Origin of the sequence: Deinococcus malanensis (genome assembly GCF_014647655.1) — a bacterium.
GTDB lineage: Bacteria > Deinococcota > Deinococci > Deinococcales > Deinococcaceae > Deinococcus > Deinococcus malanensis.
The window spans coordinates 1-17,982 of the sequence record NZ_BMPP01000008.1 but is presented as its reverse complement, the minus strand read 5'-3'; the positions used below and the strand labels follow the sequence as shown (position 1 = coordinate 17,982).

General features: G+C 66.7%; 18 protein-coding genes. 7 read left to right on the top strand and 11 right to left on the bottom strand.

The features are described from left to right. Positions 1–13 precede the first annotated feature (13 nt). The 5 genes from IEY49_RS10525 to IEY49_RS10505 form a co-directional block, all read right to left on the bottom strand. On the bottom strand, positions 14–256 hold the full coding sequence (locus IEY49_RS10525) for a hypothetical protein (RefSeq protein ID WP_189008017.1): 243 nt from the start codon (positions 254–256) through the stop codon (positions 14–16). 4 nt (positions 257–260) lie between these two features. Then, positions 261–1,106 carry a phytanoyl-CoA dioxygenase family protein gene (locus tag IEY49_RS10520; protein WP_189008014.1) on the bottom strand — a complete coding sequence of 282 codons (846 nt, stop codon included), beginning with the start codon at positions 1,104–1,106 and terminating at the stop codon, positions 261–263. A gap of 217 nt (positions 1,107–1,323) precedes the next feature. Then, a complete protein-coding gene (locus IEY49_RS10515) occupies positions 1,324–1,860 on the bottom strand; it encodes a macro domain-containing protein (RefSeq protein WP_189008011.1) in 537 nt (178 codons plus the stop codon). Between the two features lie 46 nt (positions 1,861–1,906). Beyond that, on the bottom strand, positions 1,907–2,620 hold the full coding sequence (gene gmk, locus IEY49_RS10510) for a guanylate kinase (RefSeq protein ID WP_189008445.1): 714 nt from the start codon (positions 2,618–2,620) through the stop codon (positions 1,907–1,909). A gap of 190 nt (positions 2,621–2,810) precedes the next feature. Continuing rightward, positions 2,811–3,104 (bottom strand): Lrp/AsnC ligand binding domain-containing protein, encoded by a 294-nt coding sequence (locus tag IEY49_RS10505; RefSeq protein ID WP_012694475.1) that lies wholly within the window; start codon positions 3,102–3,104, stop codon positions 2,811–2,813. A 75-nt stretch (positions 3,105–3,179) separates the two neighbouring features. Here IEY49_RS10505 and tsaE point away from each other — a divergent pair, with 75 nt between their 5' ends. The 4 genes from tsaE to IEY49_RS10485 all read left to right on the top strand — a co-directional run bounded on the left by tsaE (position 3,180) and on the right by IEY49_RS10485 (position 7,936). Further along, complete coding sequence (gene tsaE, locus IEY49_RS10500; RefSeq protein WP_189008008.1) at positions 3,180–3,626, top strand: tRNA (adenosine(37)-N6)-threonylcarbamoyltransferase complex ATPase subunit type 1 TsaE; 447 nt, start codon at positions 3,180–3,182, stop codon at positions 3,624–3,626. A gap of 141 nt (positions 3,627–3,767) precedes the next feature. Beyond that, positions 3,768–4,970, top strand: coding sequence for an acetate kinase (locus tag IEY49_RS10495; RefSeq protein ID WP_189007990.1), 1,203 nt, complete (start codon positions 3,768–3,770; stop codon positions 4,968–4,970). Then, positions 4,967–7,084 carry a phosphate acetyltransferase gene (gene pta, locus IEY49_RS10490; protein ID WP_189007987.1) on the top strand — a complete coding sequence of 706 codons (2,118 nt, stop codon included), beginning with the start codon at positions 4,967–4,969 and terminating at the stop codon, positions 7,082–7,084. Before IEY49_RS10495 ends, pta begins: the two co-directional genes overlap by 4 nt. Before the next feature lie 45 nt (positions 7,085–7,129). Continuing rightward, entirely contained in the window at positions 7,130–7,936 is an 807-nt protein-coding gene (locus IEY49_RS10485) for a ribonuclease H family protein (RefSeq protein ID WP_189007985.1), read from the top strand. A gap of 152 nt (positions 7,937–8,088) precedes the next feature. Here IEY49_RS10485 and IEY49_RS10480 read toward each other — a convergent pair whose 3' ends face one another. The 5 genes from IEY49_RS10480 to IEY49_RS10460 form a co-directional block, all read right to left on the bottom strand. After that, positions 8,089–9,471 (bottom strand): class I SAM-dependent methyltransferase, encoded by a 1,383-nt coding sequence (locus tag IEY49_RS10480; protein WP_189007982.1) that lies wholly within the window; start codon positions 9,469–9,471, stop codon positions 8,089–8,091. A 426-nt stretch (positions 9,472–9,897) separates the two neighbouring features. Further along, a complete protein-coding gene (locus tag IEY49_RS10475; RefSeq protein WP_189007979.1) occupies positions 9,898–11,004 on the bottom strand; it encodes an LptF/LptG family permease in 1,107 nt (368 codons plus the stop codon). 25 nt (positions 11,005–11,029) lie between these two features. Continuing rightward, positions 11,030–12,073: an LptF/LptG family permease gene (locus IEY49_RS10470; protein WP_189007976.1), complete on the bottom strand. Its 1,044-nt coding sequence runs from the start codon at positions 12,071–12,073 to the stop codon at positions 11,030–11,032. Positions 12,074–12,160: 87 nt separating this feature from the next. Further along, complete coding sequence (gene ddrC, locus IEY49_RS10465) at positions 12,161–12,859, bottom strand: DNA damage response protein DdrC (protein WP_189007973.1); 699 nt, start codon at positions 12,857–12,859, stop codon at positions 12,161–12,163. Between the two features lie 203 nt (positions 12,860–13,062). Next, positions 13,063–13,389, bottom strand: a complete 327-nt coding sequence (locus IEY49_RS10460; protein WP_189007970.1) for a GNAT family N-acetyltransferase — start codon at positions 13,387–13,389, stop codon at positions 13,063–13,065. A gap of 130 nt (positions 13,390–13,519) precedes the next feature. Between IEY49_RS10460 and der the strand changes: the two genes are divergently transcribed. Beyond that, entirely contained in the window at positions 13,520–14,845 is a 1,326-nt protein-coding gene (der, locus tag IEY49_RS10455) for a ribosome biogenesis GTPase Der (protein ID WP_189008441.1), read from the top strand. A gap of 24 nt (positions 14,846–14,869) precedes the next feature. Next, a complete protein-coding gene (locus tag IEY49_RS10450; protein WP_189007967.1) occupies positions 14,870–15,433 on the top strand; it encodes a peroxiredoxin in 564 nt (187 codons plus the stop codon). Between the two features lie 58 nt (positions 15,434–15,491). On the opposite strand, the gene IEY49_RS10445 is transcribed toward IEY49_RS10450, so the two are convergent. Continuing rightward, complete coding sequence (locus tag IEY49_RS10445) at positions 15,492–17,213, bottom strand: stalk domain-containing protein (RefSeq protein WP_229780733.1); 1,722 nt, start codon at positions 17,211–17,213, stop codon at positions 15,492–15,494. Positions 17,214–17,469: 256 nt separating this feature from the next. Here IEY49_RS10445 and IEY49_RS10440 point away from each other — a divergent pair. Then, positions 17,470–17,982: ATP-dependent metallopeptidase FtsH/Yme1/Tma family protein (locus IEY49_RS10440; protein WP_229780732.1), on the top strand; the 513-nt coding region annotated here is incomplete at its 3' end.

The window sequence follows — 17,982 nt, the reverse complement described above, 5'->3', positions numbered from 1 at the left end:
GGCGGGGTAACCGCTAGGCGCGGGCCAGCAGCTTCATGCGCAGTTCGGTGGTGCCTTCGCCCAGTGCTTCGGTGACAGCCACACGGAAGCGCACGCCGTCGTGCATTTCCAGGATGGCTTCCGAGCCCTCACTCAGGTCAGGCACCGTCTGATCCAGCGAGACCCGCATCAGCCCCCGGCCGCCTTCAAGCGCTTCAATGCGCCCTGGCACGGCCAGGTCACCAAAGAACGCCATGATGGTGTTGAACTCTTTCATGGCTTCAGGCGTCGCCCATCATGAGGCCCTCGATGGTGTGCCCCTGCATGATGGGTTCGAGTTCATCGACCACCCGGCAGATCAGGTGGTCCTTGACTTCCTGCGGCAACTGCTCGTAGTACGCCCGGGTGAACTGCAGGTCGTGTTTCTCGTCATGGCCTGCGCCAGGCGCGTCCACTCCCAGCACCAGGACCGGACGGGCCTTGTTGCTGACATTCGCCGTGCCGCGGTGAATGGTCAGGGCGCTGCGCGCCGAGATATCGCCCATCTTGGGCAGCTTGCGCTGCGAGAGGGCGTGGTACCGGGGGAACAGCGACACGGGCGGGAACATGCCGTGGTCAAACTCGCTGGGATCGTCCCACTGGGTGCCCGGGGCAATCTCGAAAGGCCCCATGTCTTCCTCGACATCCACGGTGGTCAGGTTGAACGCCAGCGAGTTCAGGCGGCGGTCCACCAGCGTTTCTGAAGTGGCCGGGAAATCGCGGTGCCAGGGCTGGTCCTTGGCTCCGGGGTTGGGGACGTCAAAACCGATCTCGACAATCTTGTAGTTCGGGCCAAGCACGCTGGTGCACACGGCCACAATCCACGGATGGGTCACCAGGTCCAGGAAGCCGCTGATGTCTTCGGGATGAATCTCCACATAGTGCCGGTTGGTGCCGCGCCCGACCGCGCCGCCAGGACGGGCCAGGGCCGCCTGATACAGCTCCGGAAGTTCCCGGCCAAGCTGGGCCACCCACTCCCGTGGAAAGGCACCCTTGAGACCGATAATGCCGTCACCGTAGATCCCGGCCATGATGGCCGGCACGTCATACTGCTCCTGCACGGGCTTTGTCGCACTGCTGAGCGTCATAGGGTCCTCCGTAGGTGGGGGCCGGCGGTGCGGCCAGGAAATGGGTTCGGCGGGGTCTGTGGGCAGCGGTTCACCCATGATCGGGCACTATCGTGAGGGACATTGAAGATTGGGTTGTGATCCGGAGATGTCCCTACGGGTACTCCGGAGCCAGGACTCTCCTCTCGCCGTTCCCTGCCTCAGCAAGGCAGGGCCTGAACGCTCAGGGGCAGACGCTTCAGGTTTCCCGGCCATTCCCCTGATCGGCTTGCCGGAGCGCCTCCTCGAAGGTCCTCAGGGTGTCGGCACCGTACAGCACCATCCGGACCGTCATCTGCGGATGAACCCGCAGGAAATCCCGGATCGTCCCGAGGGCAACCTCAGCAGCCTGTTCGGGGGGATAGCCATAGACCCCGGTGCTGATAGATGGAACGGCCACCGACGGGCAGCCGTGCGTGGCCGCCAGTTCCAGACTGCGGCGGTAGGCACCGGCCAGCAACCCGGACTCTCCAGCGTTTCCGCCCCGCCAGACCGGTCCCACGGCATGAATGACAAAGCGGACGCCCTGCCGTTCCAGCCCGAACGCCGGGGTGATCACGGCCGTTCCGGTGGGCGTGCCCCCGATCTGGTGGATGGCACGTAAGAGTTCGGGGCCTGCGGCGCGGTGAATGGCCCCGTCTACCCCACCGCCCCCAGCCAGTTCCTTGTTCGCGGCCGTGACCACCGCACAGGTCCGCTGAGCGGCGATATCTCCCTGAACCAGTTCCAGTGGCATGCCCCCAGGCTACGCGGCCCCGGCCCGGCGCAAGTGCCAGGAAGGTTCAGGAATTGACCACCTGCTGCAGATCGGCCTCGCTGAGGGCGTCACTGCGGACCTGTGCAGCGCGCTTCACAGCGGCGCGGTCCTCTGGCGTCCAGCGGCTCTCCGGACGCTGCCGGGCCCGTTCGGCACCCTGCACGGCCTCCAGTTCCCGCACGGCGCGTTCCAGGTCATCGTTGACAACCACGTAGCGGAAAGCGTGGGCGTGCATGATCTCTTCGCGCGCGCGGGCCAGGCGCTTCTCGATCCGCTCGGGAGTTTCGGTGGCGCGGCCTTCCAGGCGCCGGCGCAGCTCGGTGAGGCTGGGCGGCATGATGAACACCAAAATGGCCTCGTCGCCCATACGCTCGCGGACCTGCATGGCCCCCTCGACCTCGATTTCCAGAATGACGTCCTGGCCCCGCCTCAGGGCTGCCTCGATAGGCTCAACTGGAGTGCCGTAATGGTTGCCTACAAAGGCCGCGTGCTCCAGAAAGCCGCCCTGCTGAACCTTCTGCTCGAAGACTTCTGGGCTGACAAAGATGTAGTCCACGCCGTCCACTTCACCCGGGCGGGCCTCCCGGGTGGTCCAGGAGGTGCTGTAAAAGACGTCCTGATCACGCAGCCACAGCTCACGCAGGGTGCCCTTGCCCACGCCGGACGCGCCGGTCATCACGATCAGCAGGCCGCGGGGCGGGGCGGTGGATTCAGCGGGAGTGGTGTGGGCCTCGAACATCATTGGGCCCACCATACCCGCCCTCACCCCCGGAGGCAAAGGCGCTGATATTTATCAGATAGCAGCGCAGGCTCCGGAGCCACGATCAGTTGCGTCCTGCCGGTCCCCGCCACCGGCGGTCCTGAACCGGCGATTCCAGCCCGCCCTAACCCCATACGCGGCCACACCGGGACCTGCCCGACACTCCTGGCTATCGCTGCTGGCTTTCGTCCAGGCCCACACCGAAGCCCTGGTCCAGCAGATCCTCGCTGTAGGTGCGGAAGGCCAGCATGGTCTGGGTCCGGATGATGCCAGCGACCTTGCGCAGGTGGCCGGTAACCACATCGTCGAGATCGTCGTAGCGGGCCAGTTTCAGGATGGCGACAATGTCCCACTCACCGGTCACGCTGTACACCTCACGGACGCTGGGGACACCCGCCAGGGCCTCGGCAGTTTCCGGAATGCGGTGGCGTTCGGCCTGGACCAACACGATTGCAGTGACCATGCCTGACATTGTGCCTGCCGGGCAGACAGACCGTGAGACATCTGCCAGGGGCCTGCCCGTGCCTTACCCTGAGGTATGTCCCGGCCCTTTCCTCTGCAGCCCGGTGAACTGCGCGACCTGCACGGTGTGCAGGAGCAGCACGCCCTGGGGGCCAGCCTGGCGGCCGCCTTGCCTCAGGGCGCGCTGCTGTTCCTGGAAGGCGAACTCGGCGCCGGCAAGACGACCCTGACCCAGGGTCTGGTGGGCGCGCTGGGCTTCCCCGAACCGGTCACCAGCCCCACCTACGCCCTGATCAACGCCTATCCCACCCCGTCCGGGCAGGTGCTGCATGTCGATGCCTACCGGGTGCGCGACGTCAACGAGCTGTACGAGATGGATCTCGAAGACCTGATCACTTCCTCGCGCCTGAGCGTGATCGAGTGGGGAGAAGGCCTGTACCAGGATTACCCCCAGGCGCCCATCCTCCGGCTTGCGCATGTGGACGGACAGCCGGAACTGCGCCGGGTAACCCGCGAGCGCTGAGAAAGACCATCGGAGGAGAGTGCGGGCATACAGGTTGCCTCGTCCGCCTCAGGGAGTGTTTCGCAGTCCTCCGCGGGCCCATGAGGGCAGCATTGCCGGTTTGACGCTGGTGAAAGGCACGGTTCCGGTCACAATAGGCAGATGTTGACCCTGGTCCTGAATTGCGGGTCCAGCAGCGTGAAATTTGCGTTGCTCGACCTTTCTGCAAATTTGACGCTGCTGTCGGGTCTGGCCGAACGTCTGGGGCAAGCCGGTGCCGTGGCCACGGTCAGCCGCAGTGAGGACAAACGCAGCGTGCCAGTGCCGGGCGGCAGTTACGCCGAGGCCTTCGAGGTTCTGCGTGCTGAACTGGACGCCCTGGGGGTGCGCGAGCAGATCCGCGCCGTGGGGCACCGCGTGGTGCACGGCGGAGAACGTTTCAGTGCCCCGGCACTTATCGACAGCGAGGTCATGGCCGCCATCCGGGCGTGTGTCCCTTTGGCACCGCTGCACAATCCCGCCAACCTTGCCGGGATTGAAGCGGCCCAGGAGGCCTTTGGCGGGCTGCCCCATGTGGCGGTGTTCGACACGGCGTTTCATCAGACCATGCCGGAAGTCGCCTTCCGTTACGCGGTGCCGGAATCCTGGTATGTCCAGCACGGCGTGCGGCGCTACGGCTTTCACGGCACCAGCCACGCCTATGTGGCCGCAGAAGCCGCCCGGATGCTGGCCAGACCCCTGGAGAAGCTGAATCTGGTCACCGCCCACCTGGGCAACGGCTGCAGCGTTGCGGCGGTCCAGGGTGGGCGCAGCGTGGACACCAGCATGGGCCTGACGCCACTTGAAGGTCTGGTCATGGGCACCCGCAGCGGAAATGTGGATCCTGGCCTGCACGAGTTCATGGCTCGTCAGGCTGGCCTGAGCCTGACTCAGGTCACCACCGCCCTGAACAAGGAAAGCGGACTGAGCAGTCTGTCAGGCGGGCTGGGAAGCGACATGCGTGAACTGGAAGCCGCAGCCGGGCGCGGGCATACCGGCGCGCGCCTGGCGGTCGCCGCCTTCGTCTACCGGCTGGCCAAAGAGGTGGCAGGCATGGCAGTCGCGCTGGGCCGGGTGGACGCCCTGGTCTTCACTGGCGGCATCGGTGAGAACAGTGCCACTGTCCGGGCAGCCACGCTGGAGCAGCTGGGGGTGCTGGGTTTCAGACTGGACCCGCAGGCCAACGCTCAGGCCGTGCGGGGCCAGAGTGGTCTGATTTCATGGCCCGGCAGCGTCCCGGCCCTGGTGGTCAAGACCAACGAGGAACTGAGCATCGCGCGCCAGACCCAGCAGGTGCTGGCTGCGCAGACAGGAGTCCGGGCATGAAAACCCTTTTTGTCGCGCCCACCCGCAACGGTGTGGGGCTGTCCAGCACCGCTCTGGGGCTGATGCGCGCCCTGGAACGCCAGGGGCTCAGGGTTGCTTTTCTCAAACCCATCGCCCAGACGCACGAGGCCCAGACCGACGACAGCGTGCATTTCGCACGGGTGCTGGCCCATGCGCTGACTCCGGACCCTATTCGTCTGGCGGTGGCCGAGGAGCAGCTCAGCCACGGCGGCGAAGAGGAGCTGATGGAAAACGTGATCGCCCTGGCGCGGGAAGCCAGCGCCAGCAGGGCGGACGGGCGCGCCGCGGACGTGCTGATCGCCGAGGGGCTGGCCCTGAACGAGCGCAACGTGTACGCCGGCGCGCTGAACGCCAGCCTGGCACGCAATCTGGAGGCCGACACGGTGCTGGTCACCAGCCTCTCGGGAGTGACGCCGGCGGTGCTGGCCGACGAACTGGAAATTGCTGCGCAGTCCTACCGCCGCAGCGATGGCAGCGGCCTGGCCGGGTACGTGCTGAACTTCGCGCCCACCGAGCTGGATTTCGGCAGCCTGATGGCTGAGCTGCGCGCCCGCAGCCAGGTGCTGGCCAGCGGTGAGCTGCCGCTGCTGGGTGTGGTGTCGGTCTCGCCTGGCCTGGCCGCGCCGCGCACTCAGGACGTGGCCCGCTACCTGGGGGCCGAGGTGATCAACGAGGGCGAGGCCCTCACCCGCCGCGTGACCAGCACGGTGGTGACCGCCAGGACGGTGCCCAAGATGGCCAGCCTGTTCACGCCCGGTGCCCTGGTGGTCACGCCGGGAGACCGGGAGGACGTGGTGATGGCCGCCTCCCTGACGCACCTCAGCGAGGTGCCGCTGGCCGGGTTGATGTTTACCTCCGGCAGCGCCCCGGAAGACAGCATCGAACGGCTGTGCCGCGCAGCGCTGACAAGCAGCCTGCCGGTGTTGCGGGTACCTACGAACTCGTTTCACACGGCCTCGAACCTCTCACGCATGGACCCGCGGGTGCCTCACGACGACACCGAACGCATGGAGCGCATGCTGGAGTTCATTGCTGACCGCCTCGACACAGTGCCGCTGGGGGCGCGGCTACGGGTGCCGCAGGAAGGCAGCGAGCGCCGGCTGCCGCCCAGTGCCTTCCGTTACGAACTGATCCAGAGGGCCCGTGCGGCCAACAAACGCATCGTGCTGCCGGAGGGGGACGAGCCACGGACCGTAAAGGCCGCCATCCGCTGCACCGAAAAGGGCATTGCGCGCTGCGTGCTGCTGGCCAGGCCAGAGCGGGTGCGTCAGGTGGCCGAGGGGCAGGGCCTGAGTCTGCCTGAGGGTCTGGAAGTGCTGGACCCCGACAGCATCCGGGGGCGGTACGTGGAACCCATGGTCGAGCTGAGGCGCAGCAAGGGCCTAACCGCTCCCCAGGCCGAGGCGCAGCTGGAAGACACGGTGGTGCTGGGCACCATGATGCTGGCGCTGGGCGAGGTGGATGGGCTGGTGTCCGGTGCCGTGCACACCACCGCCAACACCGTGCGTCCGGCCCTGCAGCTGATCAAGACCGCGCCTGGGGCGCAGCTGGTCAGCAGCATCTTTTTCATGCTGATGCCCGAACAGGTGCTGGTCTACGGCGACGCTGCCATCAATCCCAATCCCAATGCGCAGGAACTGGCCGATATTGCCCTGCAGAGTGCTGAAAGTGCCCGGGCCTTCGGGATTCCGGTCCGGGTCGCCATGCTGTCCTACAGCACCGGCGAGAGCGGCAGCGGCGAGGACGTGGAGAAGGTCAAGGAGGCCACCCGGCTGGTGCGCGAGCGCCGGCCGGACCTGCAGGTGGACGGCCCGCTTCAGTACGACGCTGCCTCGGTCCTGAGCGTGGGGCAGCAGAAGGCCCCCAATTCGCCGGTGGCAGGACGGGCGACAGTGTTTATCTTCCCGGACCTGAACACCGGAAACACCACCTACAAGGCCGTGCAGCGCAGCGCCGGGGTGGTCGCCGTGGGACCAATGCTGCAGGGGTTGCGCAAGCCTGTCAATGACCTGTCACGCGGCGCGCTGGTCGATGACATCGTGTACACGATTGCGCTGACCGCCATTCAGGCCACCCAGGTCAGCGAGGCGTAGGCATGCCGTGGTTTCCGGGTGGCCCAGCGCCCTTTACCATGAAGAATGGCTGCCAACGGCCCTGGTGACCACCTCAGTATTCCCCTTCATCAGCGAGCCCGCCTGAGCGTTGCGGATACACCAGGGGCCGCAGGTTACGTACTGGACGACGTTCCCTACGGCTGTGCTCTTGCCGAAGTGAGCGCGCACATTCTGGCGCAACGCCACGCCGTTGTCCTGGGCTTCCGGGAGTTGCAGCCGGGGCTCGAGCGGGACCTCCGTGCCGGGCAGGCGGCTGCCCTTGCCATGGCCCTCGCGGAGCTGGCCTCCGGTCAGTCACCGGCCACGACAGCACGTCAGACCTTGCAGGCCCAGCACCCGGTGCGAGGCCCGGAGGTCATGATCCGCACGGACGGCAGCGCCGACAAGCAGACGGGCGCCCTGAGCCTGGGTTACCTGCTGAATGCCCAGCCCTACGCCCTGAGCCTGCGCGGCGTGGCCGGTCACGAGGGTCTGGCGGAACGGGAAGCCATCCGGTTGGCTCTGTTGCATGCCCAGGTGCTGGGCTACACGCGCTTTCATGTACAGAGCGACCACATGTTCCATGTCCGGCGTTACGACGAGGCGCTGATTCACCGGGGCCGCCGGAAATCCGAATCGCTCGAGCGCCTCGATGCGATGGTGGACGCTCTGGGGCCTCAGGTGACGTTCGAGTATGTCAGCAGCCTGAATACCGGAGCCCCACACCGCATGGCCCTGCACGCCCTGGCACTCGACCGGCTGGCCAGGAACGAGGCGCTTTCGCGTGCCCAGGCGGTGGCGCTGCGCCGGGTCCATTACGCCCTGAAAGCTGGCGGAGATGTCCTGTACTGAAAGAGGGTGCGTCTGGGTTCCTCATCTGGGCAGCGGGGACACAGAGGTCACCCGCTTTCCGAAGCGCAACGCTGGATCCGGGTGGGACGGTCTCGGAGCACAGCCCCGAACGTCCTCGCCCGGCTCAAGGTTCCGGATCCTCAGCCGTCCCTTCAGCTGTACAGATCTGCCCGGCTCAGGGGCAGACCAGCGCTGCGCTGGGCGTCCGGCTTGGCCAGCAGGCTCTGAAACAGTGTCAGGTGCCCTTTCTGGAAGTAATGCCCGCAGGCGCCCAGGTAAATGCGCCACAGGCGGAAACGTTCCGGACCCAGGGCCGCCAGCGCCTCCTCGCGGTGCTGTTCCAGGTTCGCGGCCCAATGGCGCACCGTCAGGGCATAGTGTTCGCGCAGGTTTTCCACGTCGCGCACCTCGAACAGTGCTTCCGAGGCGTGCTTGAGGGTCTCCCACACCGGCAGCAGCTCGCCGTCGGGGAACACATACTTGCGAGCGAAGTTGCCGCTTTGCAGCCACATGGGCACCCGCGCCTGCCCCAGCCCGTCGCCGATGGCGTGGTTGAGCATCAGCCCGCCGGGTTTCAGGGCCGCATAGGCCGCGCGGAAGTAGGTGGGCATGTTCTTGCGCCCCACGTGCTCGGCCATACCAATGCTGCTGATCTTGTCAAAGGCCCCTTCGCCTGTGGCCAGAACGTCGCGGTAATCCCGCAGTTCCAGCGTGACCTGACCTTCCAGTCCAGCGGCCGCCACCCGGGCACGCGCCTCGTGCAGCTGCGCTTCGCTGAGGGTGACGCCCAGCACCTGCACCCCGTACTTCTGGGCCGCATAGATCGCCAGACCGCCCCAGCCGCAGCCGATGTCGAGCAGGCGCTCACCCTTTTGCAGGCGCAGTTTGCGGCAGATGTAGTCGAGCTTGGCCTCCTGCGCCTGATCCAGCGTTTCCTGTCCGGTGGGGAAATAGGCGCAGGAATAGACCATGCGCTGGTCCAGCCACAGTTTGTAGAAGTCGTTGGACACGTCGTAGTGGTAGGTGATGGCCTGACGGTCGCGTTCGCGGCTGTGCTGGGGCCCTTCCAGCGTGGCGGTGACCGGAGCCGGCGCGCCGCCCGCATGCCGGCGCAGAAGCTGCACGTCCCGGGCCATGGTGGCCAGGGACGCCGGCGAGAACGAGCCTTCGAAGTCGTCTGCCAGCCCCGCGACCGCCCCAATATCTCCTTCGATCTCGAAGTCACCGCGCAGGTAGGCCTCGCCCAGGGCCAGGTCTACCGGCAACCTCATCATGCGTCCCAGCGCCCGGTCACTGTTCAGCACCAGTCTTGCCTGGGGCGGGGTCTGCCCCCCCGGCAGCACCGTGCCGTCCCACAGGACCATCTCAAAGGCACGTTTGTCAGGTAGGACGGTGCTCAGCAACCGCAGGCTGGCGTCACGGACCTCCTGCGGAGTGGGGGCGGGGCGGGTCGCCTGACGGCCCGCGAGGGCCGCGGCACCCAGGCCGGCTGCGGCCAGGAGCGCGCGGCGCCCGGTGATGGGAGAAGAAGTCATGGTGCCGACAGAATAGGGAGCCGGGGGGCTGGGCGCCAGCGCAACTCCAGCTGCAAAGCGTTCATGTGTGGCTGGGCGCGGGGCCGGAGGGTGCTGGCCTTTCGGGGAAGACCGGCAGATCGCTACCGGCTGGTCCTGCTGGTCTTGTGGGAACACACCGAACGGCTCCACACCCGCAGGCTGTTCTTCTCCCGTCTGACCTGCCCGCCAGCTATTGGTGCCGGGCACCGACCCATCCGGGGTTTCTATGGACTAGAAGAGTCCGCTGCAGCGAACGGCACCCGACCTGACCACGGCCTTGCGGTCTATCCGGCTCCCGCACTTCGTTCAGCTCCTGCCGGGGCCATAGATCCAGTCCTTCACCCTGGCTGGCGCCTCCCGGGTCATTTCTGAAGCGGCTGGCACGGCTCCAGACATGACACAGATCTAACGTCGTCCTGCCAGTTTCAGCAGCACCGCTCCCGCCACAACCGCGATCAGGTCCGGGGCGTAGGCTGCCAGCGCCCCGGGAATCGCCCCGTTCTCGCCCATGATGCGGAATACGCTCCAGGTTGCGTAATACGCGAAGGCCAGCAGCAGGGCCCATACTAGCCCCAGGTCCCGCCCACTCTGGAAGGTAAAGACCGCCAGGCTCACGGCGAAAAAGGCCAGGGCCAGCGCCGCCAGCGGTTCGGCGAACTTCTGATGCAGGGCGGTGAACTCCGCAGGTGCCTGAATGTGCTGCTGGCGGTAGGAGTTGGTGCGGGCCAGCAGCTCACGCAGCGGCAGGTAGGTGGCCTTCAGCGCCTTGCCGCCGGTGTCCAGGTCTGCCTGCACGTCCTGAACCGGCAGGGTGCCGCGCTCGAAGCTCAGGATGGTGACGGGACGGCCATCCTGATAGGTCACCCGCTGCCCGCCCTGAAGTTCCAGCACATTGCTGCCGGCCTTCAGGCGGCCCTCCCGGGCGGTGATCACCTCGCGCGGCACCGAGCCGCCCTGCATGGTCACGATCCGCAGGCCGCGCAGTTCGCCGCCGGCCCTGACCTCCGCCACGCTGATCGCGCGGCCCAGCGCGTCGCGAAGCACCAGGCTCTGCCCGCCCGCTTCCTGCGCGCCCAGCCCGATCACCCGGGGATTGTCAAATACGATCTCCTGCTTGACCTTGCGTTCCTCGATCTTGGTGCGGGGCAGCAGGCCCTCGCCGATCCCGAAGGCCAGTAGCGTCACCCCCAGGCCCAGCAGCAGCACCGGCCGGAACAGCCGCCGCGCCGGAATTCCGCTGGCCAGTGCAGCCTTGAGTTCCGAGTCGCTGCTCAGGCGCGAAAGGCCCAGCAGGGTGGCAAACATCAGAGCAATGGGCAGGGCGCGCGCCGCCGCTTCTGGAACGTTGAGGGCCAACACGCGGGCCACCAGCAGCGGCCGCGCGCCCTTGGCCAGCAGCGGCGCAATCACTTCCTGCAGGGCCGCCAGCACAAACAGCACGATGACCGAGGCCAGCGCCCCGATCAGCAGCGGCAGGATCTCGGCCAGGACATAGCGCTCGAAACGCTTCATGTGCGTCTCCGGGGCCAGCCGAGGTTCATCGGAGCCTCCAGGCCAGCACGCCTGCCAGCAGCAGGAAGGTCAGGTTGGGCAGCCACGCGGCCAGGGCAGGGTCCATGGCGCCGGCCCGGGCCAGCTGCGGGGCGGTAGACCACAGGATGTAGAAGGAAGCAATGAATACCAGCACCGCCGCAAAGGCCGTGGCCCGGTTGCGGATCAGCAGACCCAGGGCGCCGGCCGCCAGCGCAAAGACCACCGGCGTGACCGGATCGGCCACCCGTGTGGCCAGCTGATACAGGTAATCGCGGCGCTGGGTGGGGCTGAGCTCACGCTTGAGAGCTGCGCGCAACTGGGCGTTGCTGAGCTGCTTGGCCTCGGCTGGCGGGGGCTGCAGCGTGTCGCGCTGGGGAAGCACCAGGGTTCCGGTCTCCTGACGGGGAGGCTCACCCGGGCGCACCACCCAGGCATTCTGGAGGGTCCAGGTGCGTGCCTTGGCATCCCAGATCCCGGTGGTGGCGGTCAGGGTTTCGTCACCGCGCTGCACCATCACTCCGGTCAGTTCGGCGCGGTTGCCCCCCTCGGCGTTCACCACCCGGCTGGCGTAATACAGCGCACCCGCCGGGGCAAAGGTGTAGTGCTCCTGGGTGGGCGGAGGAGGTGTCTGCTCGTAGATGCGGTACCACGCGCGGTCCCACTGTTTCAGCCCGGCCGGCACCAGGGTTCCGGCGTTGTATGCGGCAATCAGCCCCACCAGAGCAAAAGGCAGGAGCAGCGGCCAGACCAGACTCAGGGGCCGCACCCCAGCCGCCAGGATGGCCTTGAATTCGCTGTCGCGCTGCATGCGCGAAAAAGCCAGCAGAATGGCGAACGGCACTGCCAGGACCAGCGTCCGGTTCAGAATGGTCGGCAGAATCGCGCCAAAGGCCGCCACCGCCTTCCACAGCGGAGGGTGATAGGTCAGCAGTTTGGCCACGGTGGTGCTGAGCACGTCCGTCATCTGCAGGGTCAGGAACAGCGCGGCGCCCGCCGCGTACCAGCGAAGCACCTCGCGCAGCACGAAGCGGGTCAGGATGGACGGCACGCGAGCGATTCTAGCGGGCGCGGATGAGGGCCGGTACAACAAAGAAGGCCCCTGCCCGCAAAGGGGCAGGGACACAGGTCAGAGAACTTAACCGGTCTGGGGGGTCAGCGGCATTTCCCACCCGAGGCGCTCGCGGCGGGCCACCTGCTCGTGCACGCGCAGGATCGCGGCGTTGCCGTGCGCGCCGTGTTCCTGAATGGCGCGCGCCGTGGCAGTGTCCAGGTAGGCCATGCGCAGCAGTTCGGTGCTGTTCAGGCCGTCGCGGGTCTGCTTAACCCCACGCTCGCGGCGGATGGTCGCGCTGTCGGTGCCCAGCACGCTGCGGTTGCTGATGCTGCCCAGCTGGCCGTAGACCTGTCCCGAGCCGCCGTGACGCGAGACGGTGCTGAGCAGTTCGCGCCGGGCATGGGTGCTTTCCAACCGGGCGGCCAGCCAGCGCCGGGCTTCGGGGTCGGGGTTGCGCTCGGCGATCTGGGCACTCAGGCGCACGTCGCCCTGCATGGCCCGTGACAGCAGGGTCTGGGCGCGCTTGCGCCAGCGCTTGGCCTCAGCGGTGTCGAGCACGAAGGCCAGGCGGGTGAATTCGTCGGGGTGAAGGGTCGGCTCGGCGCCCGCGCCGAAGTCGCGCTCGGAGCTCTGAAGGTCCTGGGTCCGGGCAAAGTCAGCCCAGTCGGCGGGAAAGGCGAGGCCCAGCTGGGCCAGCGCGGCGGCGGCGTTGATCAGGCCGTCCGCGCTCACGGGAAGCCGGACGTTGCCGAATTCGAGGATGTTCGGAAGGCTCTTCATACGAGGAGTATAGCACAGATTATGTTTGAAGCATAATTCTGCGAGGGTTTCAGACAGCTTTTCCGAGAGCCAGCGCTTCTCGAAAGCGACCTTCGATGTGCCGTCACAGCCACACTTTTCGCAGAAGGCTCGTGCTGCGTCCCGTCCCGCACCCGTCATCAGCATCACCTTGTAAGCCCTGGCTCCTGGGCCCGACATTCTGCTTACGTCAGAAACCGGCGACCCACCCCCTGGCCCCGCACCGCAGCCTCGGTCCCCACACTCTCGATGACGCCGGATGGCCGCCCTTCGTAGGTCAGGCCAGGAATGAGGGCCAGGGTCAAGGTTCCTAGCGGCCGTCCGCCAGTCTCGGCCAACAGCAGGGTCAGGCCCGGCTGCGCCCACATGGCTTTCCAGGCCCGCATATGCGCCGGCTTCAGGTCCAGCGGGTGCCGGGTCCTGAGCTGCCGGTAGAGGCCCAACAGCGCCGGCAGGTCGTCCTGGCATGCCTCCCGAATCTTCACGTCGTCTACTCCGGGATTCTCCTGCATGACCTCATCTCCTGCCCACCCGGTCACGCTACACTGTCAGGTCTGTACCTCAGGCGGTCACCGTGACCGCGAGGATCGGCGCGAGGCCCTGACGCGGGGCGGAAGCGACACCGAAAAGGAGCGTCTACAAATGCATAAAGTTGCCATCGTCGGCCGACCGAACGTCGGCAAATCCAGCCTGTTTAACCGCCTGATCGGCCGCCGCGAAGCGGTCGTGGCCGACTTTCCCGGGGTGACCCGCGACGCAAAAGAAGGGTTGATGCTGTACCACAACCACCGCATCACCCTGATCGACACCGGCGGCCTGTGGAGCGGCGACGAGTGGGAAGCCGCCATCCGCGAGAAGGCCGAGTGGGCCATGGAGGGTGCGCAGGCTGTGGTCTTCGTGCTCGACCCCCGCGAGGGCCTCAGCGCCGCCGACTACGAGGTTGCCGAGTGGCTGCGCCGTGTCGGCAAACCCGTCATTGTGGTGGCCAACAAGATCGACAGCCCCAAGCATGAGGTCTATCTGGCCGAACTGTGGGGTCTGGGCTTCGGCGATCCGGTGGCCATCAGCGCCGAGCACGCCCGCGGTCTCGATGAGCTGCTCGACCGCGTCATGACCCACCTGCCGGCCGATGACGAGGACGTGCCGGAAGTCGCGCCGATCCGCATCTCGCTGATCGGGAGGCCCAACGTGGGTAAGTCCAGTCTGCTCAACGCCATCACCAACACCGACCGCGCCATCGTGGCCGACCAGCCCGGGACCACCCGGGACAGCCTGGACGTGGAATGGGATTTCGGCGGTCAGCGCTTCGTGCTGGTGGACACTGCCGGCATCCGCAAGAAGCCCGACACGGCCATTGAGGACTACGCCATCCAGCGCTCGCAGGCCGCCATCGAACGCAGTGACCTGATCTGGCTGGTCGTGAACGCGACCGACATGGGCGACCACGAGCTCAAACTGGCCAACCTGGCCTACGACAGCGGCAAGCCGGTGATAGTGGTGGTCAACAAGTGGGACCTGGTGCCGGACGAGGAACTCAAGCGCACCGAGAAGGACCTGAACCAGAAGCTGCACCATATTTCCTTCGCGCCGCGCGTGTACACCAGCGCCATCAACGACTACGGGATTCACGAGATGCTGGCCGAGGCCATGAAGCTGCACGACAAGTGGCAGAGCCGCATTCCGACCAGCGAGCTCAACCGCTGGCTGGAGGTCTGGCAGATGCGCCAGGCCGTGCCGAACTTCCACGGCAAGAAACTCAAGATGTACTTCATGACCCAGGTGGAGACCGCGCCGCCCACCTTCGCCATCTTCTGCAACCGCGCCGACTTCGTGACCCGCGCCTACGAGGGCTTCCTGCAAAACCGCATCCGCGAGGACCTGCAGCTGGCCGGTGTGCCCGTACGGCTCAAGTGGAAGGAAAAGGGCCCTTACAAGCGCGGCAAGAAGGGCGAGGAGGGCGAGGACTGAACTGAGCGGGCTTAGGCTGAGGGCATGAGCGAGTTCCTGACCCTGCCCGGCGACCTGCCCGCTCCCGCTGATGACGGCGCCTGCGCGCACTTGGCAGGCCTCCCGCTTCCGTCTATGGCCCTGCCCGGAACCGATGGTCTTAACACCGACCTCTCCGCCTTGCCGGAGAGGTCGGTGTTGTATATCTACCCGCGCACGGCCCGTCCAGGCGTGCCCATGCCGGAAGACTGGGACCTGATCCCCGGGGCCAGAGGCTGCACGCCGCAGTCCTGTGCCTTTCGGGACCATCACGCCGAGTTGCGTTCAGCTGGCGCGCGGGTGTTTGGACTCAGTGTCCAGAACACCACCGAGCAGCGGGAGGCGGCGACGCGGCTGCACCTCCCTTTTCCACTGCTGTCGGACGCCGGGCGTGCTCTGTGCAGCGCACTGCGCCTGCCGACCTTCCAGGCAGGCGGAGAGACCCTGCTGCGCCGTGTCACCCTGATCCTGCAGGGCGGCCTGGTCGAACATGTCTTCTATCCCGTATTTCCTCCCGACCGCAATGCGTCCAAGGTACTGGCCTGGCTGGCCGATCATCCGGAACCCTGAAAAAAGCATGATGGAGGCAGCCCCCGCAGAAGGGCCGCCTCCATCATTGGACCTGAGGTTAGGGCTGGTAGGTCTTGAGCCCGCCGCTGTACCCCGGCAGGGTCCGGGTGCGGTAGAACACCAGGCTGATCGGTAGATTGCTGCCACTGGACGGCACAAAGTCAATCTTCAGCCGGTCGGACTGCGCGCGCCACAGCAGCACCGGATGCTCGGGCTGCAGAGCATTGCCCTGACGCGGCAGTTTGATGGTCTGGTTAAACGGACCGTCCTGGACATTCATGGCGCCCCGGTACAGGCCACCGCGTGGGCTCAGGGCCACGGCCGTCCCGCTGGCGCCATTGACCTCCAGGTCGTACAGCACCCCGTAGTTCCCGGCCAGACGCACGGGCTGACGGGTCAGGGCGTCCACGCCGATCACGGCCGGGTCCACCTGTCCGTCCCCGATCACGATGCGGGTGGGCAGTGCCCCCAGATTGACGCGCAGGCTGCGCACCGCGCCCGGGAAGGTGCCGCGCACGTGACGGCCGTCCGGCTGCAGGTAGGGCAGCTGCTGGGCGACCTGCGCCGTGGGGGGAAGGCTCGCCTCCAGCATCAGGAAGGTCAGCTCCACCCGGCCCGAGGCATCGATGTCCTGCATGATGTTCACGCCGCTGCCCGGGTTCAGGGTCGGGCTGGCATATACGGCGGCCGACTGCCCCGGGGCCAGACTCAAGGTGGCGCCGCCGGTGCTGGCAAAGTACTCCAGCAGGGTGACCTGCCCCAGCAGACCCTCGATGCGGGTGGGGGCCGTTTCACCCTGACGCTCGGTGCGGACCTCCACCTCGCGGCTTTCCAGGTTGCGCGCCAGAATATACAGGCGCGCGGGGCGGCCCAACCCATTCATGTGATAGGCCAGCAGGCGCGCGCGGCCCGAGAGGCTGTCCTGGTACAGCACCCCGCTCTGGCTGGGCACTTCAGGACTGTCACTGAACAGCAGCGGGTAGTTGGGCCCCTGAATGACCGTAGGCGCCGCAGCCGGGTAGCTCAGCACCTGTGGATCGGGAAACGCGTCGCCCGGCTGCGCGTACTTCAGCGCGTAGGTCAGCGGGGTGTCGATCGGGGTGCCTTCCACCCGGATGGTGCGGGTGAAGGGCTGGCTCTGCAGGCCGCGGCTGTTGGTCACGGCCAGGCTGACCGTATAGGTGCCCGGCTGGAAAAACACGTCCTGGCGGCCACTCCAGCGGCGCCCTGTGATGTCGGCACCGTCCGGGTCGTAGGGGTACTCGGTGTAGATCACCCGCTCGCCGGGCGCGTAGACACTCTTGTCGGTCGAGAAGCGGGCCTGGGGAGCCGACGGGTTGCCCCCCTCACGCAGCGCAGTCAGGGTCACGGTGCGTCCCGAATCGTCGGCAGCACTCAGGTTGGCGTTCAGGGCGTCGGCCAGCGAACGCACACTGACATACAGCACCCCGCCCACTGTGGCGGCGTTGCCAGCAGGCTGCGGAAGGCCGGAAAGCGACACCTGATGACGGCTGGTGTCCACGCTCAGGCGGCCCAGCTGTGTCTGGCCGTTGCCGGCGGTCAGGGTCTGGCCCAGCAGGGCGGCCATTTCACGCAGCGGCAGCATGCTTCGTCCGCCCACGTTGCGCGGGACATTCTGCAGGCGCACCGGCTCGCCATTGATATAGGCCGTGGCCTGATCCACCGTGAAAGTCAGCTGCACCGAGCCCACCCGGGTCACCGCGGCCTGGGCGCTCAGCACAGGGGTGGCACTCAGCGGGGCACCCAGCAGGGCGAGCATCAGCAGGCCACCGGCAGAGGTTCGTCGGCGGGTCCGGAGGCGGAGGTTAGAAGCAAACCGTGCAAAACACATCCGCCGAGTATGCCCGCAGAGTCTGATCCATGTCTGCCGGGTCTTTCCCGGTCCCCGTTATCCGGACGAAACCGTGAAGAGTACATCAGGAACATGAGGGCCTGACACCGCAGAACTTGGTGAAGACGCTCCTCTTCGTGGAGCGCAGCGTGGCTCTAGACTGGAGCATGTCCGTAACCCAGGAGTGCTGCCGTTGAGCTGGCCCCGCTGGGCCTGGGCGCTCCTGGGCGGGGCCGGAGTGCTGCTGGTCGTGATCGTGCTGGTGATGCCGCGCGGCGGCGGGCAGGACCTGAACAACTCGGATTTTATGCAGGCACTGAAACAGGGCGAGGTCAGTAGCGCCATTGTGACCTTTCAGAACGGCACCGCCGCGATCAGCGGCCAGCTGAAAAACGGTGATCCCTACCACACCCGGGGCCTGGCCAGCGACCCGGCCCTGCGGCTCGAGGCGCTGCAGGCCAGAGGCGTGAACGTGCAGTACGCGCCCACTTCCCGGCTGAGCGGTCTGAGTCTGCTCAGCGGACTGCTGACCCTGGCTCTGATCGCCGGACTGGTGATGGTGCTGCTGCGCAGCCGTCAGGGAAACAGCCAGGACACGACGAGTCAGTTTGGGAAGTCGAAGGCGGCGGTGATCAGCGAGGGGCAGGTAAAGCTGAACTTCACCGACGTGGCGGGCTGCGACGAGGCCAAGCAGGAC

What these genes read in the sequence shown, in the direction of transcription:
- IEY49_RS10505 (WP_012694475.1), bottom strand. Translation starts at nt 3,104, where the DNA reads ATGGTCACTGCAATCGTGTTGGTCCAGGCCGAACGCCACCGCATTCCG.
- IEY49_RS10515 (WP_189008011.1), bottom strand. Translation starts at nt 1,860, where the DNA reads ATGCCACTGGAACTGGTTCAGGGAGATATCGCCGCTCAGCGGACCTGT.
- IEY49_RS10450 (WP_189007967.1), top strand. Translation starts at nt 14,870, where the DNA reads ATGAGCGAGTTCCTGACCCTGCCCGGCGACCTGCCCGCTCCCGCTGAT.
- IEY49_RS10445 (WP_229780733.1), bottom strand. Translation starts at nt 17,213, where the DNA reads ATGCTCGCCCTGCTGGGTGCCCCGCTGAGTGCCACCCCTGTGCTGAGC.
- gmk (WP_189008445.1), bottom strand. Translation starts at nt 2,620, where the DNA reads ATGTTCGAGGCCCACACCACTCCCGCTGAATCCACCGCCCCGCCCCGC.
- IEY49_RS10475 (WP_189007979.1), bottom strand. Translation starts at nt 11,004, where the DNA reads ATGAAGCGTTTCGAGCGCTATGTCCTGGCCGAGATCCTGCCGCTGCTG.
- der (WP_189008441.1), top strand. Translation starts at nt 13,520, where the DNA reads ATGCATAAAGTTGCCATCGTCGGCCGACCGAACGTCGGCAAATCCAGC.
- IEY49_RS10520 (WP_189008014.1), bottom strand. Translation starts at nt 1,106, where the DNA reads ATGACGCTCAGCAGTGCGACAAAGCCCGTGCAGGAGCAGTATGACGTG.
- IEY49_RS10460 (WP_189007970.1), bottom strand. Translation starts at nt 13,389, where the DNA reads ATGCAGGAGAATCCCGGAGTAGACGACGTGAAGATTCGGGAGGCATGC.
- tsaE (WP_189008008.1), top strand. Translation starts at nt 3,180, where the DNA reads ATGTCCCGGCCCTTTCCTCTGCAGCCCGGTGAACTGCGCGACCTGCAC.
- ddrC (WP_189007973.1), bottom strand. Translation starts at nt 12,859, where the DNA reads ATGAAGAGCCTTCCGAACATCCTCGAATTCGGCAACGTCCGGCTTCCC.
- IEY49_RS10480 (WP_189007982.1), bottom strand. Translation starts at nt 9,471, where the DNA reads ATGACTTCTTCTCCCATCACCGGGCGCCGCGCGCTCCTGGCCGCAGCC.
- IEY49_RS10525 (WP_189008017.1), bottom strand. Translation starts at nt 256, where the DNA reads ATGAAAGAGTTCAACACCATCATGGCGTTCTTTGGTGACCTGGCCGTG.
- IEY49_RS10485 (WP_189007985.1), top strand. Translation starts at nt 7,130, where the DNA reads ATGGCTGCCAACGGCCCTGGTGACCACCTCAGTATTCCCCTTCATCAG.
- pta (WP_189007987.1), top strand. Translation starts at nt 4,967, where the DNA reads ATGAAAACCCTTTTTGTCGCGCCCACCCGCAACGGTGTGGGGCTGTCC.
- IEY49_RS10495 (WP_189007990.1), top strand. Translation starts at nt 3,768, where the DNA reads ATGTTGACCCTGGTCCTGAATTGCGGGTCCAGCAGCGTGAAATTTGCG.